At 60.5% G+C, this 15101-nt stretch carries 15 protein-coding genes and 2 tRNA genes; 14 read left to right on the top strand and 3 right to left on the bottom strand.

What is annotated here, in order from left to right:
- Window positions 1-6 precede the first annotated feature (6 nt).
- Together argB and ACQRAQ_RS01720 are read left to right on the top strand one after the other, a co-directional pair.
- Window positions 7-987, top strand: a complete 981-nt coding sequence (gene argB / locus ACQRAQ_RS01725; RefSeq protein WP_427718310.1) for an acetylglutamate kinase — start codon at window positions 7-9, stop codon at window positions 985-987.
- A 68-nt stretch (window positions 988-1055) separates the two neighbouring features.
- Complete coding sequence (locus tag ACQRAQ_RS01720) at window positions 1056-2339, top strand: aminotransferase class III-fold pyridoxal phosphate-dependent enzyme (RefSeq protein ID WP_427793601.1); 1284 nt, start codon at window positions 1056-1058, stop codon at window positions 2337-2339.
- A gap of 161 nt (window positions 2340-2500) precedes the next feature.
- On the opposite strand, the gene ACQRAQ_RS01715 is transcribed toward ACQRAQ_RS01720, so the two are convergent.
- The 3 genes from ACQRAQ_RS01715 to ACQRAQ_RS01705 all read right to left on the bottom strand — a co-directional run bounded on the left by ACQRAQ_RS01715 (window position 2501) and on the right by ACQRAQ_RS01705 (window position 4921).
- Window positions 2501-2576 (bottom strand) — tRNA-Val (locus tag ACQRAQ_RS01715).
- A gap of 57 nt (window positions 2577-2633) precedes the next feature.
- Entirely contained in the window at window positions 2634-4502 is a 1869-nt protein-coding gene (gene asnB, locus ACQRAQ_RS01710; RefSeq protein WP_154514792.1) for an asparagine synthase (glutamine-hydrolyzing), read from the bottom strand.
- A gap of 203 nt (window positions 4503-4705) precedes the next feature.
- Window positions 4706-4921, bottom strand: coding sequence for a hypothetical protein (locus ACQRAQ_RS01705; RefSeq protein WP_427793599.1), 216 nt, complete (start codon window positions 4919-4921; stop codon window positions 4706-4708).
- A 202-nt stretch (window positions 4922-5123) separates the two neighbouring features.
- Between ACQRAQ_RS01705 and ACQRAQ_RS01700 the strand changes: the two genes are divergently transcribed.
- The 12 genes from ACQRAQ_RS01700 (at window position 5124) to lysS (ending at window position 15078) form a co-directional block, all read left to right on the top strand.
- A complete protein-coding gene (locus ACQRAQ_RS01700) occupies window positions 5124-6641 on the top strand; it encodes a Mur ligase family protein (RefSeq protein ID WP_427793597.1) in 1518 nt (505 codons plus the stop codon).
- A gap of 130 nt (window positions 6642-6771) precedes the next feature.
- Window positions 6772-7683 (top strand): HAD family hydrolase, encoded by a 912-nt coding sequence (locus ACQRAQ_RS01695; RefSeq protein ID WP_427793596.1) that lies wholly within the window; start codon window positions 6772-6774, stop codon window positions 7681-7683.
- Window positions 7684-7736: 53 nt separating this feature from the next.
- Window positions 7737-8621, top strand: a complete 885-nt coding sequence (gene murI, locus ACQRAQ_RS01690) for a glutamate racemase (protein ID WP_427793595.1) — start codon at window positions 7737-7739, stop codon at window positions 8619-8621.
- A 52-nt stretch (window positions 8622-8673) separates the two neighbouring features.
- Entirely contained in the window at window positions 8674-9399 is a 726-nt protein-coding gene (gene rph, locus ACQRAQ_RS01685; RefSeq protein ID WP_427793593.1) for a ribonuclease PH, read from the top strand.
- A 142-nt stretch (window positions 9400-9541) separates the two neighbouring features.
- The gene (gene rdgB / locus ACQRAQ_RS01680; RefSeq protein WP_118206636.1) at window positions 9542-10183 is read left to right on the top strand and encodes an RdgB/HAM1 family non-canonical purine NTP pyrophosphatase; all 642 of its coding nucleotides are present in this window, start codon (window positions 9542-9544) and stop codon (window positions 10181-10183) included.
- Window positions 10184-10186: 3 nt separating this feature from the next.
- Window positions 10187-10633: a D-aminoacyl-tRNA deacylase gene (gene dtd, locus ACQRAQ_RS01675; RefSeq protein ID WP_117797049.1), complete on the top strand. Its 447-nt coding sequence runs from the start codon at window positions 10187-10189 to the stop codon at window positions 10631-10633.
- A 114-nt stretch (window positions 10634-10747) separates the two neighbouring features.
- Window positions 10748-11044, top strand: a complete 297-nt coding sequence (locus ACQRAQ_RS01670) for a Veg family protein (protein WP_118206416.1) — start codon at window positions 10748-10750, stop codon at window positions 11042-11044.
- A 2-nt stretch (window positions 11045-11046) separates the two neighbouring features.
- Entirely contained in the window at window positions 11047-11943 is an 897-nt protein-coding gene (ispE, locus tag ACQRAQ_RS01665) for a 4-(cytidine 5'-diphospho)-2-C-methyl-D-erythritol kinase (protein WP_427793592.1), read from the top strand.
- A 49-nt stretch (window positions 11944-11992) separates the two neighbouring features.
- A tRNA-Pro gene (locus tag ACQRAQ_RS01660) sits at window positions 11993-12069 on the top strand.
- Window positions 12070-12181: 112 nt separating this feature from the next.
- Entirely contained in the window at window positions 12182-12457 is a 276-nt protein-coding gene (tatA, locus tag ACQRAQ_RS01655) for a twin-arginine translocase TatA/TatE family subunit (protein ID WP_427793590.1), read from the top strand.
- A gap of 106 nt (window positions 12458-12563) precedes the next feature.
- Entirely contained in the window at window positions 12564-13034 is a 471-nt protein-coding gene (gene greA / locus ACQRAQ_RS01650) for a transcription elongation factor GreA (protein WP_006234960.1), read from the top strand.
- A 79-nt stretch (window positions 13035-13113) separates the two neighbouring features.
- Window positions 13114-15078 carry a lysine--tRNA ligase gene (lysS, locus tag ACQRAQ_RS01645; protein WP_154514782.1) on the top strand — a complete coding sequence of 655 codons (1965 nt, stop codon included), beginning with the start codon at window positions 13114-13116 and terminating at the stop codon, window positions 15076-15078.
- Window positions 15079-15101 lie beyond the last annotated feature (23 nt).

Below are 15101 nucleotides of genomic sequence, written 5' to 3'. Positions count from 1 at the left end.
CAGATTATGAAATTCGCACGCGATTGTCGTTCGAGCGAATCCAACGAAGCAACTGCGCAGCTGCTGTTCGAAGCGCTGCCGTGGATTAAAAACCTGACTGGCAAGACGGTCGTTATCAAGTATGGCGGGGCCGCCATGGTAGACGAGCAGCTGCGTCGCGACGTGATGAGCGACATCGTTTTGCTCAAGATTATCGGCATGCGCCCCGTCATCGTGCATGGCGGTGGTAAAGCCATCAACGAGGCGCTGAGCCATTACGATATGCCCGTCGAGTTTAAGAACGGTCAGCGCGTGACCACGCCGGCGACCATGGATATCGTGCGCGAGGTGCTGGGCGGCAAGGTTAACCAAGAGCTGGTGGCGGCAATCAACCACCACGGTAACTTGGCCGTGGGCGTATCGGGCAGCGACGCCGGCACGCTCATCGCCGAGCCGCTCGACCCCGAGCTCGGACGCGTGGGCAAAGTGACGCATGTCAACACCGACTACATCGAGAACTTGCTCGATAGCGAGTATATTCCCGTCATCGCTACCGTCGCGGCGGGGGAGGACGGTGGCTTCTTCAATATCAACGCCGACACCGCCGCCGGTGCCGTTGCGGCGGCGCTCCACGCGCACAAGGCGATCTTTTTGACCGACGTCGACGGCCTGTACAAGGACTTTAGCGATAAAGACTCGCTCATCTCCAACCTAACGCTCGACGAGGTTAATGAGATGCTCTACGGTGGCGAGGTCGATAAGGGCATGATTCCCAAACTGCGCGCGGCCGTCGATGCGCTTGTCGGCGGCGTATTTCGCGCTCACATCATTAACGGTACCACGCCGCATTCGCTGCTCCTGGAGCTGCTGACCGATGCCGGCGTCGGCACCGTGATCCACTCTACCGAGACGGCCTACGAATTTGATACGCACCCGCACCCGCTTTCGACCTTTGCGGCGCGCCTGACCGAGAACCTCGACGAGGTCGAGAAGCTCCAGACGGTCTAGCTGGTTAGAAATCGTCACACCGTTACACCCACAGTCCGCGCCACCTGGCGCTTAACGAAAGGCATCTCATGTCACTTGCAGCTCAACAATCGCTCGAATCCCACTACGTTATGCAGACCTTTGGCCGCTCGCCGGTCGAGTTTGTCGAGGGCCACGGCATGAAGCTCACCGGCGACGATGGTCGCGAATATCTCGATTTTCTTGCAGGTATTGGCGTATGCAGCCTAGGCCACGGCAATCCGGCGGTGCTCTCGGCGCTCGAGGCCCAGGCCAAAAAGCTCCTGCATGTCTCCAACTACTTCTACATTGAGCAGCGCGGCCAGGTTGCGGCGTTGCTGTCCAAGCTCGCCAACGACGATGCGGACGGTGCGCGCGTGCTTGCCGACGCGATTGCCGCTGGCGACGAGACCACGGCGGCGGCGCTTGGCGCTCCGACTGCGGGCGAACAGGTGTGGGAGACGTTCTTTGCCAATTCCGGTGCCGAGGCCAACGAGGGCTCTATGAAGCTCGCGCGTCTGTACGCCAAGCGTGCCGGAAACGGTGGCAACACCATCGTGTGTATGCGCGGCGGATTTCATGGTCGTACGCTCGAGACCATTGCTGCGACCATGCAGGATTGGCTGCAGGACAGTTTCCGCCCGCTGCCGGGTGGCTTTGTGGCATGCACACCCAACGATGTAGATGAACTGCGTGCGATTTTTAAGCAGCTGGGAAGCGAGATTTGCGCTGTGATGCTCGAGCCGATCCAGGGCGAAAGCGGTGTGCATCCCATGACCGAGGAGTTTATGGCTGCGGCGCGCGACTTGGCACACGAGGTGGGTGCCGTGCTTATCGCCGACGAGGTCCAGTGTGGTATTTTCCGCTCCGGCAAGCCGTTCGCGTTCCAGACTTATGGTGTGGAGCCCGATATCATGAGTCTTGCCAAGGGCATCGCCGACGGCGTGCCCATGGGTGCCGTGGTGGCAAAGAAGGAAATCGCTGACATCTTTAAGCCCGGCGACCATGGTTCGACCTTCGGCGGCAGCTGCTTGGCCATCGCGGCGTGTGCCGCGACGCTATCCGCGCTTGTGCGCGGTGACTACGCAGACCATGCCGCCAAGGTGGGCGCCTATATGGAGGCAAGGCTCGCCAAGCTGCCGCATGTTACCGAGGTGCGTGGTCGCGGCCTAATGCTCGGCTGTGATTTGGACGATGCTGCGGGTGATGCGCACGACGTTGTGGCTCGCGCATTGGTGGCTGGTGCGGTGATTAACGCTACAGGTGCACATACACTGCGCTTCTTGCCGCCGCTCGTGTGCGAGGAAGCCGATGTGGACAGCTTAATCGAGATCCTGGCGGGTGTTTTAGCTTAGCGCCATCAGGCATAGCAATTTGAAGCGGGTTCCAGACCGTCACGTGCCGTTTGGCGCACGATTGGGCAAACTGGAGCCCGTTTTGCTATCGATTTACCATGGCTGGGATAGGCCGTGTGCAAACAAAAACGGTCCCCTTGCGAGGACCGTTTCCAATTCAGTGGTGGGCGATGAGGGATTCGAACCCCCAGCCTTGTGCGTGTAAAGCACCTGCGCTAACCGTTGCGCCAATCGCCCGCGGGAATTGAGTATAGCGGAAACCCTGCGGGGTTCACCGCTAATTCATAACGAAATCTAAGCGGAGACTTCGGTGCCCTTGTTCTCGTCGATAAAGAAGCGCTTGTACCAAATGAGGAACGTCAGCGTGGTATAGATCTTGCGCTGGTTGAGCGCGCGGCCCTCAAAGTGATCGTCGAGCAGCTTCATGAGCGCATCGGTGTCAAAGAAATCGGCAGCCCACGGTGCGGTGAAGTACTCCTTGACGTAGTCGTAGTATTTCTGCTCGCGCAGCCAGAACTTAACTGGCACCGGGAAGCCAACCTTCTTGCGTGTTGCCCACTCATCGGGCAGCGTGCGATTGGCGGCGTGGCGCAGGACAAGCTTGCAGCCCTCTTCGTTGACACGGTAGTTGGCGGGAATATGCTCGGCGAACTCCATGACCTTTTTGTCCAGGAACGGAACGCGGAGCTCCAGGGAGTGTGCCATGCACATCTTGTCTGCCTTGAGCAGAATGTCGCCCGGAAGCCACATGTTCATATCCAGATATTGCTTCTTAGAGAGCTCGCAGCAGTCGGGGACCTGCTTGTAGTACTCTGCGCACATTTCGGAGGCGTTCTTGCCGGTGTCGTAAGCTGGCTTGAGAACCTCGTCAACCTCGGACGGGTCGAACACCTTTGCCTGGCCCACGTACCAGCGCTCGGGGACCTCGGCGCACTTGGTCAGGAAGTTGTGACCCTTAAAGTAGGGGAGATGCTGAACGAGCGAGCCCAGGGCACGGCGCACGCCGAGCGGCACGCGCTTCTTGAAGGATCGCATCTCGGGGGTGTCCTCGTACCACTCGTAGCCGGCAAACAGCTCGTCGGCGCCCTCGCCCGAAAGGACGACGGTAACTTCCTCGGCGGCCATCTGTGCCAGATAGTACAGCGGTACGCTGGAGAGGTTCGATTGTGGCTCGTCCATGTGGTACTGGATATCGGGTAGCGCGTCGAAGAACTCGTCGGCGGTGATCATCTTGCGCACGTTCTTAATGCCAAGCTTGTCGGAAAGCTCGGCGGCGTAGTTGGTCTCGTTGAAGTTCTTGTAGTCAAAGCCGACGGAATACGTGGTATCGGGCATGAGGCAGGCGGCAATGTAGCTGGAGTCGACGCCGCCGGAGAGGAACGAGCCAACTTTAACATCGGCGATGCGGTGCGCGGCAACGCTCTCGTGCACGACCTTGTCGCACTCGTCCACGTACTCCTCGAAGCTCTTGGAGTTGTCATCGGTAAAGTCGCAGCTCCAGTAGCGCTTGATGTCCATAGTGTTGGTCGTAAGGTCGTACGTAAAGCAATGCGCGGGGGCAAGCTTGAACACGCCCTTAAAGAACGTCTCCTCCGTGGCAGGGAACTGCAGCGTGAGGTAGGGACGCAGCGCGTCGCGGTTGACGGCCTTCTCAAACTTGGGGTGGTCCAGGAAGCTCTTGATCTCGGAGCCAAACAGCAGCGAGCCGTCGGAGGCCCGGTAGTAATAGAACGGCTTGATGCCAAAGATGTCACGGGCGCCGAAGAGCTTGTTCCTGTTCTGGTCGTGAATCACGAACGCATACATGCCGCGCAGGCGGTTGACCAGGTCCTCGCCCCACTCCTCGTAGCCGTGCACCAGGACCTCGGTGTCGGCGTTGCAGTGGAAGACGTAGCCGGCAGCCTCGAGCTCGGCGCGAAGCTCCTGGAAGTTGTAGATCTCGCCGTTGAAGACGATGGTGACCTTGCCGTCATCGCTCGACATGGGCTGAGCGCCAGCCTCGGAAAGGTCGAGAATCGAAAGACGGCGGAAGCCGAGGGCGACGTTATCGACGATGTGCTGGCCACCCATATCCGGCCCGCGATGGATGATGCGATTCATCATGGCCGTGAGAACCAGCTCACTCTGTTCATCTGTACCGGTAAAACCGACAAAACCGCACATGCAAGATCCTTTCTGCTGACGGCTTAGGTGCGCTGCCGCAAGGTTTGCAGCAGTCGATATCAATCAATCCTTACTATCATGCCAATCTTTTGCTTCGTGATGGGGCATAAGCGCCGAGGGGACCGAAAAACCACGGCCCGCACGTTGGGTGAAGCGGCGGGCCGTGACTGCGCCGATTGCTGTGTGCGAGAGCGCGAGAGGGGCTAGCGCTTGCCGCGCTCGGCAAGGCGGTGCTCTACCTTGGCGACGACGTGGCTGAGCGGAATCGTCACAACCAGATAGTAGGGTGCGGCGCAAATGTAGGGTGTGATGTTGCCCGTGGTGGTCGTGAGGTTTTTGGAGAACAGCAGGAGTTCCATGACGACGACGCTCGAAAGCAGCGATGTGTCCTTGTAGAGCATGACAAACTCACTGGTCATCCCCGCATCGCGCGCATTTGTAGGGCGGGGGTTTTGTTATTTCGAATTAACCGTGCGCTGGTCCTTGCAATTTTTTAGGGTGCTGAGACACTCGCAAGGTCAGGTGGCATATTAGGATGGTTGATAATACAGGGGCGCGACCGGATTCATCTGGGACGGTTTTTGCTCTTTTAAGGTTAGGTTTAGCGAGAAAGGTCGTTATATGTCGGGTGCGACGAAGGAGAAGCTGGCTTTGATGCGCTATGTGGAGCTGCTCGAGGCCGAGGCCCTTGTTGTTTCCAAGCCGGATACTCTTTGCGACCAGCGCATCGAGTTTGCGACCGACGACTCGCGCCAGGTACGTCCGGGCACATTGTTTGTCTGCAAGGGCCGTGCGTTCAAGCCCGAGTATCTGGTCTCGGCGATTGCCGAAGGCGCCGTGGCGTACGTGTCCGAGGTTGATTACGACGTCGATATTCCCGCTGTGATCGTCAACGATATCCGCCGCACGCTCGCTGTGGTGGCGGACGCCTATTACGGTCATCCCTCGGGCAAGGTGAAGGTCTGCGCTTTTACGGGCACCAAGGGCAAGTCGACCTGCAGCTTTTATCTGCGTGGCATTCTTGCCAACGAGGCTAAGCTCACGGGCCGTCATCGACCAGCCCTCAACACGGGTATCGAGTTCGATGACGGTATCGAGGCCGGTCCTTCTAAGCTAACGACCCCCGAGTCCTTCCTTTTGCAGTCGCGTATCGCACATGCCGCCGAGGCGGGCGCTCCGTGGCTGGTCATGGAGGCGTCGAGCCAGGGCCTCAAATACGAGCGTACGGGCAAGATTGACTTTGAAGTGGGCGCCTTTACCAATATCGGTGAGGACCATATCTCGCCGATCGAGCACCCCACGCTCGAGGATTACTTTGCCAGCAAGCTCAAGATTTTTTCGCAGAGCCGCTTTGCCGTGGTCAACCTCGATATGGACCACGTCGACCGCGTGCTCGAGGCGGCGTCCCGCTGCGAGCGCACGGTGACGTTCTCGCTGACCGATGGACGCGCCGACGTGCGTGCGTTGGCCATTCGCAACGGCGATTGCGGCGTGATCGCCACGGTCCGCACGCCGCGCTTTACGCGTGACATCGTGATTCCCACGCCCGTCAAGTTCAACGTGTCCAATGCGCTTGCCGCCATTGCCTGCGCCGAGGCCCTCGGCATTTCCGAAGAGGGCATCGTCCATGGCTTTGAGGGCGTCTTTGTTCCCGGTCGCATGGAGCTCTATCCGTCTGCATCGGGCAAGATTTTGGGCGTCGTTGACTATGCGCACAACGGCATGAGCCTCGAGACGCTTTTGCGCGACCTGCGCGAGAACTATCCCGAGCGCGAGCTGGCGGTTGTCTTTGGTGCAACGGGAGGCAAGGGTGTCGATCGCCGTACTACGATGGGTATCGCTGCCGGCAAGTACGCCGATCGCATCGTGATTACCGAGGATGACCCGGGCCCCGAGGACGTCGAGGACATCTGCGCCGAGATTGCGCGCAATGTCCAGGCGCAGGGAAACGATAACTGGCAGATCGTGTGCGACCGCGCCGCCGCTATCGAGACGGCCGTGCGCGAGACCGACCGCCCCGCTGTGGTTATCGTGACCGGCAAGGGCGAGGAGGAGTGCATGCTGCGCAAGAACGGACCCGAGCCCTGCGAGCGTGATGGCTCGGTTCTCAAGCGCATCCTTGCGGCGTACGACGCCTAAGCGTCGCTGCCTTTAGGATGGCGTTTGCGAATCATCGACGCCCGATGATGCCGTGCCTCCCAAGCGTGTTCACCTTAGGGAAAACGCGGTACCAAGATTAAGCCTCTTCTACGTAATAAATGGAGTGACCATGTCCCACAACACCCTGCCGACCGTTGCCGAGCTTTCGGGCGAGATGCGCGAGCGCCTTGCCAAGGTCAAGTACGTCTTTACCGATCTGGACGCCACGATGCTCGCGCCCGGCTCGTGCGTGCTGCGCGACAACGACGGCAATCCCTCGACCAAGCTCGTCGAGGCCGTCGTGGCGCTTGCCCGCGCTGGCATCCAGGTAATTCCCACCTCGGGTCGCAACCGCACCATGATCCACGAAGATGCCCGCGTGCTCGGCCTCAACTCCTACATTGGCGAGATGGGTGGCCTGGTCATGTACGACCTCAAGGCCAACGACTGGGAGTATCTGACCGGCGACATGCCTTACGACCCCGCCTGCGGCCTTACGCCGCACCAGGTGATTGAGCAGACCGGCGTGTGCGAGAAGATTCTCGCTCGCTGGCCGCACAAGATCGAGTACCACAACGACATGTCGACTGGCTATAAGTACCGCGAGGTCACCGTCGGCATGCGCGGCGATATTCCCGATGACGAGGCGCAGGCCATCCTCGACGAGGCCGGCTGCGGTCTGGTTTGGGCCTGCAACGGCCACTTGACTCATCTGTCCAAGCCGACGACCCTCGAGCTCGATCGCGTCGAGGACGGTCGTGCCTTTAACATCAATCCGTCGGGTCTCGACAAGGGCGTGGCGGTCGCGCGTTTCTGCGAGCATCTGGGCATCGAGCGCGACGAGACGCTGGCACTCGGCGATTCCGAGTCTGATTTCTACATGGCCGACCACGTGGGCACGTTCTGCCTGGTCGAGAACGGTCTGACCAGCGCCGGCGCGTCCGAGTTTCTTGCGTCCTGCGATAACGCCTTTGTCACGCGCGGCAGGATCGTTGACGGCTGGGCGGCGACGGCGGAGCTGCTCGTTGCGGCCCGTTCATAGCGCAGTGCCGTTACGCTTGGCCATATCTTTTCGAGAGAGAATCTGGTGAGGTAATGTCCGATATCGAGAATCTGGCCGGTGATACGCGCCCCATTGGCGTGTTCGACTCGGGTCTGGGCGGCTTGACGGTTGCGCGCGCGATTGCGACGGCGCTTCCGCACGAGTCCGTCTACTACTTTGGCGATACCAAGCGCTGCCCTTACGGCACCCGCACCGAGGACGAGGTGCGCTCGTTTGCGCTACAGGCGGGGCGCTGGCTTTCGAGACACGACGTCAAGATCATGGTCATCGCCTGCAATACGGCGACGGCAGCGGCGCTTCGCCTGGCTCAGCAGGTGCTCGATGTCCCCGTGATTGGCGTAATCGCGCCGGGCGCGCGTGCCGCCATCAACAGCACCCGCACGCGCCGTGTGGGCGTGCTCGCCACCAACCTCACCATCCGCTCGGGCGCCTACACGCGCGCCATCCAGGACTTGGATGCCGGCGTGGACGTGTATGGCTGCCCTGCCTCGAGCTTTGTCGAGGTTGTCGAGCACGAGCTCGCCTCGGGCGCGCATCTGCAGGAGCAGTGGCTCGAGAACGAGGATATTTTTGATACGCCAGCCGTTCGCGCGCTGGTCAACGCCACTGTCGAGCCACTGCACGATCGTGGCATCGATACCGTGGTGCTCGGCTGTACGCACTTTCCGCTGCTGGTGGGCCCCATCCGTCATGCGTTGGGGCCCGGGGTGCGCGTGGTGAGCTCCGCCGAGGAGACCACCCGCGAGCTGACCGATATCCTCATGCGCCGTGAGCAGCTGGCGGGCAACACCGCCGAGCCGCAGCATCGCTTTGCCACCACGTCCGACAACATTGCCGAGTTTGCGGTGGCGGGCAGCTTTATCTTTGGCCAGCCGCTCAAAAGCATCGAGCATGTCGATATCGATGAACTCGGTTAGGCACGCAATGTCGCCGGAGTCTTCGCCACTCTTTTGCCGAAAGGATAGTTCCATGGAATATATGCAGGTCAACCGCGCCAACGGCCGCGCCGCAAACGAGCTGCGTCCCGTTAAGCTCACCCGCGGCGTCATGAAGCACGCCCACGGCTCGTGCCTGGCAGAGTTTGGTGACACGCGCGTGCTGTGCGCCGCCACCATCGAGGAGGGCGTTCCGGGCTGGCGCAAGGGCGCCAAGGCCGGTTGGGTAACGGCGGAATATGCGATGCTGCCGGCGTCGACCGGCAAGCGCTGCAAGCGCGAACATGCCAACCGCAAGGGCCGTTCCATGGAGATCGAGCGCTTGATCGGCCGCAGCCTGCGCACCGTCGTCAACATGAAGGCGCTCGGCGAGTACACCGTTACCGTTGACTGCGATGTGATCCAGGCCGATGGCGGCACGCGTACGGCGAGCATCACCGGCGCCTGGGTGGCGCTGCACGACGCCTTTGCCATGTGGGTCGAGGCGGGCAAGCTCGAGCGCATTCCGCTTACCGGTCAGGTTGCCGCTATTTCCATGGGCGTCGTCGACGGCAACACCCTGCTCGACTTGGATTATTCCGAGGACAGCCACGCCGAGGTCGACATGAACCTCGTCGCCACCGACTCCGGCGAGATGATCGAGCTCCAGGGTACCGGCGAGCAGGCGCCCTTCGACCGCAAGCGTCTCAACGCCCTGCTCGATCTGGGCGACAAGGGCATCGCCGAGCTCATCGAGCTTCAGCGTCAAGCCCTCGCCTAACCTGCCAAAAGGGGATGTTGATTTTGGCAGGTTTAATCTGCGAAAACGCCGAAGTATAAGACTGCCGTTGATTGAGAGGGGAGAGGCCGAGGCCCTCGTCGTCCTCTACACGGCATTGCTATAAGAGACAAGGAGGCCAGCTATGGCACTTGAGAAGATTGACATCGACACCCTCGACCCGGCGGCGACCATTGTTGTGGCCACGGGTAACGCCCATAAGCTCACCGAGATCGAGGCCATTTTGGGCAAGGTCATGCCCGAGGTGCGCTTTGTGGCGCTCGGCCAGCTGGGCGATTTTGAGGACCCCGAGGAAAACGGCACGACGTTTTTGGAGAACGCCATCATCAAGGCGCAGGCTGCGGTCGAGGAGACGGGCCTTATGGCCATCGCCGACGATTCCGGCTTGGTCGTCGACGCGCTGGACGGCGAGCCGGGTGTGTATAGCGCGCGTTATGCGGGCGTACACGGCGATGATGCCGCCAACAATGCCAAACTTCTCGTTAATCTGGAAGGCGTGGCAGACGAGGATCGCACCGCACGCTTTATGAGCGTCGTTGCGCTCATCGACCAAGACGGCCTGGTCACCTATGGCGAGGGTGCCTGCGAGGGCGTTATCGCACACGAGGGCCGCGGCGACCACGGCTTTGGCTACGACCCGCTGTTCCTGCCGGTCGATACGCCGGGCAAGACTATGGCCGAGCTCACAGCGGACGAGAAGAACGCCATCAGCCATCGTTTCCATGCACTCGAGCACCTGTCCGCCAAACTCACGGGCGAGGAGTAGGCCGTGCGTGCGGTGGTGCAGCGCGTGCTCAACGCCGGTGTGACGGTCGACGGCGAGTGCGTGGGCCGCATTGGGCGCGGCTATCTGGTATTGCTGGGTGTGGGCCATGGCGATACGCGTGCCGAGGCCGATAAACTATGGGGCAAGCTCCGCGGGCTGCGTATCAACGAGGACGAGAACGGCAAGACTAACTTGGCGCTTGCCGATGTCGACGGCGAGGTGCTCGTGGTGTCGCAGTTTACGCTGTTTGCCGATTGCCGCCACGGCCGTCGTCCGTCGTTTACGGATGCTGGCGCGCCCGATGTCGCCAACGAGCTTTATGAGTACTTTCTGACGCTCGTCGCCCAGGACGTCGACCATGTGGCGCACGGCATCTTTGGCGCCGACATGAAAGTCGACCTGGTCAACGACGGCCCGTTCACCATTGTCCTCGATACCGATAATCTGTAAGTAGCCTAATTAGCTACTTGCGTGGGGTTGTAACAGGGTGCTATAGTATTAGAGTTTTGTCTATCTTAGGGGTATTATCCCCTTTTTGAATTGCACCTTCTGGAGGCCCTGTTCATGGAAGAGATGGAAGTCAATTACGTCGACGACATCCACGAGAAGCTGACCGATATGGTGGGCGATCGCGTCAAGGTGAAGGCCAACATGGGCCGTACCCGCGTTGTCGAGCGCATGGGTACCATCAAGAGCGTCCACCCGGCTGTCTTTATCGTCGAGGTTGACGAGCGCCGCGGCCGCAAGTCGCGTCAGTCCTACCAGTACATCGACGTCCTTACCGGTCAGGTTGAACTGTTCGACCCCGAGAGCGGCGAGCACATCTTTACTCCGCTCGGCAACCAGCTCGAGGAGCATTAACGGTGACCGATCGGTCCCTCATCCTTACTGCGCCGGCAAAGATTAACCTCTACCTGGGGGTTCATACCGAGCGCGATACCCGCGGCTACCACAACGTCGATTCCCTGATGGCAGCTGTCGGCCTAGCCGATACCGTGACGGTCACGCCGGCGCAGGCGTTGACCGTCCAGACGGTTCCGGCATCAGATTTTCCCATGCAAAAGAATACTGCCTACCGCGCCGCCGTCGCCATGGCCGATCATTTCGGGCGCGAGGCAAACGTGTGCGTGACGATTGAGAAGCGCATCCCGCTGTGCGCCGGCCTGGGCGGCCCCTCGACGGATGCCGCGGCGGTTATCGTTGCCCTGGCTGAGCTGTGGGGCATCGACCGCACTGATCCTGCGCTGGACGAGATTGCGCGTGGCATCGGCGCCGACGTGCCGTTCTTTTTGCATACGAGCCCCGCATTCTACGTGGGTGGGGGAGACGTTCTGGCAACTGAGTACCCCGCGCTTCCTGTGACGCCCGTTGTGCTGGTCAAGCCTCGGGAGGCGCGCGTTTCGACAATTGAGGCCTATCGACGTTTTGACGAGGCCCCGGTGCCCGCGACTGCGCCCGGTGCCATTGCATCGGCTCTTAGCGTGAGTGATGCGAAGATGGCGTATTCGCTCATCCATAACAACTTGGGCGTCATTTCTGCTTTGATGGAGCCGCAGATCCAGGCGGTTCTCGACTGGCTGAGCGAACAGGAGGGAACCGTTGCCGTGGACGTGTGCGGGTCGGGTGCCTGCTCGTTTGCCATTTGCGACACCGCCGCCACGGCCGAAAGGCTTGCCGGGGCTGCCCAGCAAAATGGCTGGTGGTCCTGCGCGACTGAGCTTATTCACAACACGGTTCAAATCGACGCGCCAAAGAAATAAAAATTTCTCTAGCACGCGGCGAAAATCTTTGTTACTATAGTCGAGCTAACGGGTTGTGGCTCAGTTTGGTAGAGCACTGCGTTCGGGACGCAGGGGTCGCTGGTTCAAATCCAGTCAACCCGACCAGAGCATGAGGAGGGACCGCTTCTTGCGGTCCCTTTTTTTAGCTATTGTTGTGATACCGCGATACCCGCGGTATACTCATTCGAGCTTGTCTCGCTGTTTTGTGGAGGTCTACATGTTTGGACTGAGGGCTCCTGAGCTCATCATCATTCTCGTCGTTGTCCTGATTATCTTCGGGCCCAAGAACCTGCCGAAGCTCGGCAAGTCCCTCGGCTCTACCGTCAAGAATATCCGCGAGGGTATGGAGGGCGACGATAAGGACGAGACCAAGCAGGCCGAGGACGTTGTGGTCGAGGAGTCCGAGGAGGACAAGAAGATCGCAGAGCTCGAGGCCCAGCTCGCCGCCGCCAAGAAAAAGAAGGAAGAGGACGGCGACGCGGACGCAGAGTAGTCCCATCCCTTTGGGGTGAGCACCTGACCGGCTTGCCCGCAGGCTAGCCGGTCTTTTTCGTTATGTTGACAGTTGATTGTTACATCATAGTTGGGGAGATATCCGTATGGACGCAAGCCAGATCGTACTGACCGCTGAGGGCCGCCAGAAGCTCGTCGAGGAGCTCGCTTGGCGTGAGGGCGATTACGCCAAGGAGATCGTCGAGGACATCAAGGAAGCCCGCGCGTTTGGCGACCTTTCGGAGAACTCCGAGTACGATGCCGCCAAGGACAAGCAGGCTCAGAATGCTGCTCGCATTGCCGAGATTCAGGCTATTCTCGCCAACGCTCAGGTTGCTGCCACCACGGGCGATCTGACCGTCTCCATCGGTTCCACCGTTTCGCTGATTGATCCCAACGGTGAGGTCATGGAAGTCACGCTCGTCGGTACCACCGAGACCAACTCGCTCGAGCACAAGATCTCCAACGAGTCCCCGGTCGGCCACGCCATCATCGGCCACGGCGAGGGCGACTCCGTCGAGGTCGTTACGCCTTCCGGCAAGACTCGCGTCTACACCATCGCCAAGATCGCACGCTAGACCACGGTCCCGCGTAAAGGTATGTTTTCGCTCCCTGGGACCGAATCCTGGGGAGCGTTTTAGTTTGAGGAGCTAACTTATGGCAGAGAACCAAAACGCCGCCGAGCAGGCATCGACGCTCAACGACGAGCGCGCCACGCGCCTGGCCAAGCGCGCCGCCCTGTTCGAGGCGGGCCAGAACCCCTATCCCGAGCACTCCGAGATCGAGGACTACGTTGCCGACATCGAGGCTAAGTATGCCGATCTTGCCGATGGCGAAGACACCGAGGACGTCGTGAAGATCGGCGGCCGCGTGGTCGCCAAGCGTGGTCAGGGCAAGATCATGTTCATCGTCGTGCGCGACGCAACGGCCGAGATTCAGCTGTTCTGCCGCATCAACGACATGGACGAGGCAGCCTGGAATACGCTCAAGGCCCTCGACCTTGGCGATATCCTGGGTGTGACCGGTGTGGTTGTGCGTACTCAGCGCGGCCAGCTCTCCGTCGCCCCTAAGAGCGCGACCCTGCTCTCCAAGGCCGTTCGCCCGCTGCCCGAGAAGTTCCACGGTCTCTCCGACAAGGAGACCCGCTATCGTCAGCGCTATGTCGACCTGATCGCCAACGACGATGTTCGCGAGACCTTCCGCAAGCGCTCGCAGATCCTCTCCACCTTCCGTCGCTTTATGGAGTCCGACGGCTACATGGAGGTCGAGACCCCCATCCTGCAGACCATTCAGGGTGGCGCTACGGCTAAGCCGTTCATCACGCACTTCAACGCTCTCGATCAGGAGTGCTACCTGCGCATTGCTACCGAGCTGCACCTCAAGCGCTGCATCGTCGGTGGCTTTGAGCGCGTCTTCGAGATCGGTCGTATCTTCCGTAACGAGGGCATGGACCTCACCCACAACCCCGAGTTCACCACGATGGAGGCCTACCGTGCCTTCTCCGATCTCGAGGGCATGAAGGCGCTCGCCCAGGGCGTCATCAAGGCTGCCAACAAGGCCATCGGCAACCCCGAGGTCATCGAGTACCAGGGCCAGACCATCGATCTGTCCGGTGAGTGGGCAAGTCGTCCCATGACTGATATTGTCTCTGACGTGCTCGGCAAGAAGGTCACCATCGACACGCCTGTCGAGGAGCTTGCTGCCGCCGCGCGCGAGAAGGGCCTGGAGATCAAGCCCGAGTGGACTGCCGGCAAGATCATCGCCGAGATTTACGATGAGCTGGGCGAGGACACCATCGTCAACCCGACCTTCGTGTGCGATTACCCCATCGAGGTCAGCCCGCTCGCCAAGCGTTTTGAGGACGATCCGCGTCTGACCCACCGCTTTGAGCTGGTCATCGCCGGCCACGAGTACGCCAACGCATTCTCCGAGCTCAACGACCCGGTCGACCAGGCTGAGCGCTTTGCCGCCCAGATGGCCGAGAAGGCCGGCGGCGACGATGAGGCCATGGAGTACGACGAGGACTACGTGCGCGCCCTCGAGTACGGTATGCCTCCCGCGGGTGGCATTGGCATCGGTATCGACCGCGTGGTCATGCTGCTCACCAACCAGGCTTCCATCCGCGATGTCCTGCTGTTCCCGCACATGAAGCCCGAGAAGGGTTTCCAGTCCGGTGCCGCTGCCGCCAAGGCTGCCGAGGCCGGCAACGCCGCGAGCCCGTTCGTTAAGTCGCTCAAGCCCACGCTCGATTACTCCAAGATCGCCGTTGAGCCGCTGTTTGAGGAGTTCGTCGATTTCGATACCTTCTCCAAGAGCGATTTCCGCGCTGTGAAGGTCAAGGCATGCGAGGCCGTCAAGAAGTCCAAGAAGCTGCTGAACTTTACGCTCGACGACGGTACCGGTGCCGACCGCACCATCCTCTCCGGCATCCACGAATACTATGAGCCCGAGGACCTGGTCGGCAAGACCCTGCTTGCCATCACCAACCTGCCTCCGCGCAAGATGATGGGCATCCCCAGCTGCGGCATGCTCATCAGTGCCATCCACGAGGAGGAGGGCGAGGAGCGCCTCAACCTGATCCAGCTCGACGCCTCCATTCCCGCCGGCGCAAAGATGTACTAATTGGTTCCGCCGTTCTACCGAAC

It is taken from the genome of Collinsella sp. SGI.178, from assembly GCF_050313495.1.
Classification (GTDB): Bacteria; Actinomycetota; Coriobacteriia; order Coriobacteriales; family Coriobacteriaceae; genus Collinsella.
Note: the sequence above shows the minus strand (reverse complement) of the source record. Positions and strands in the feature narration are given on the sequence as shown.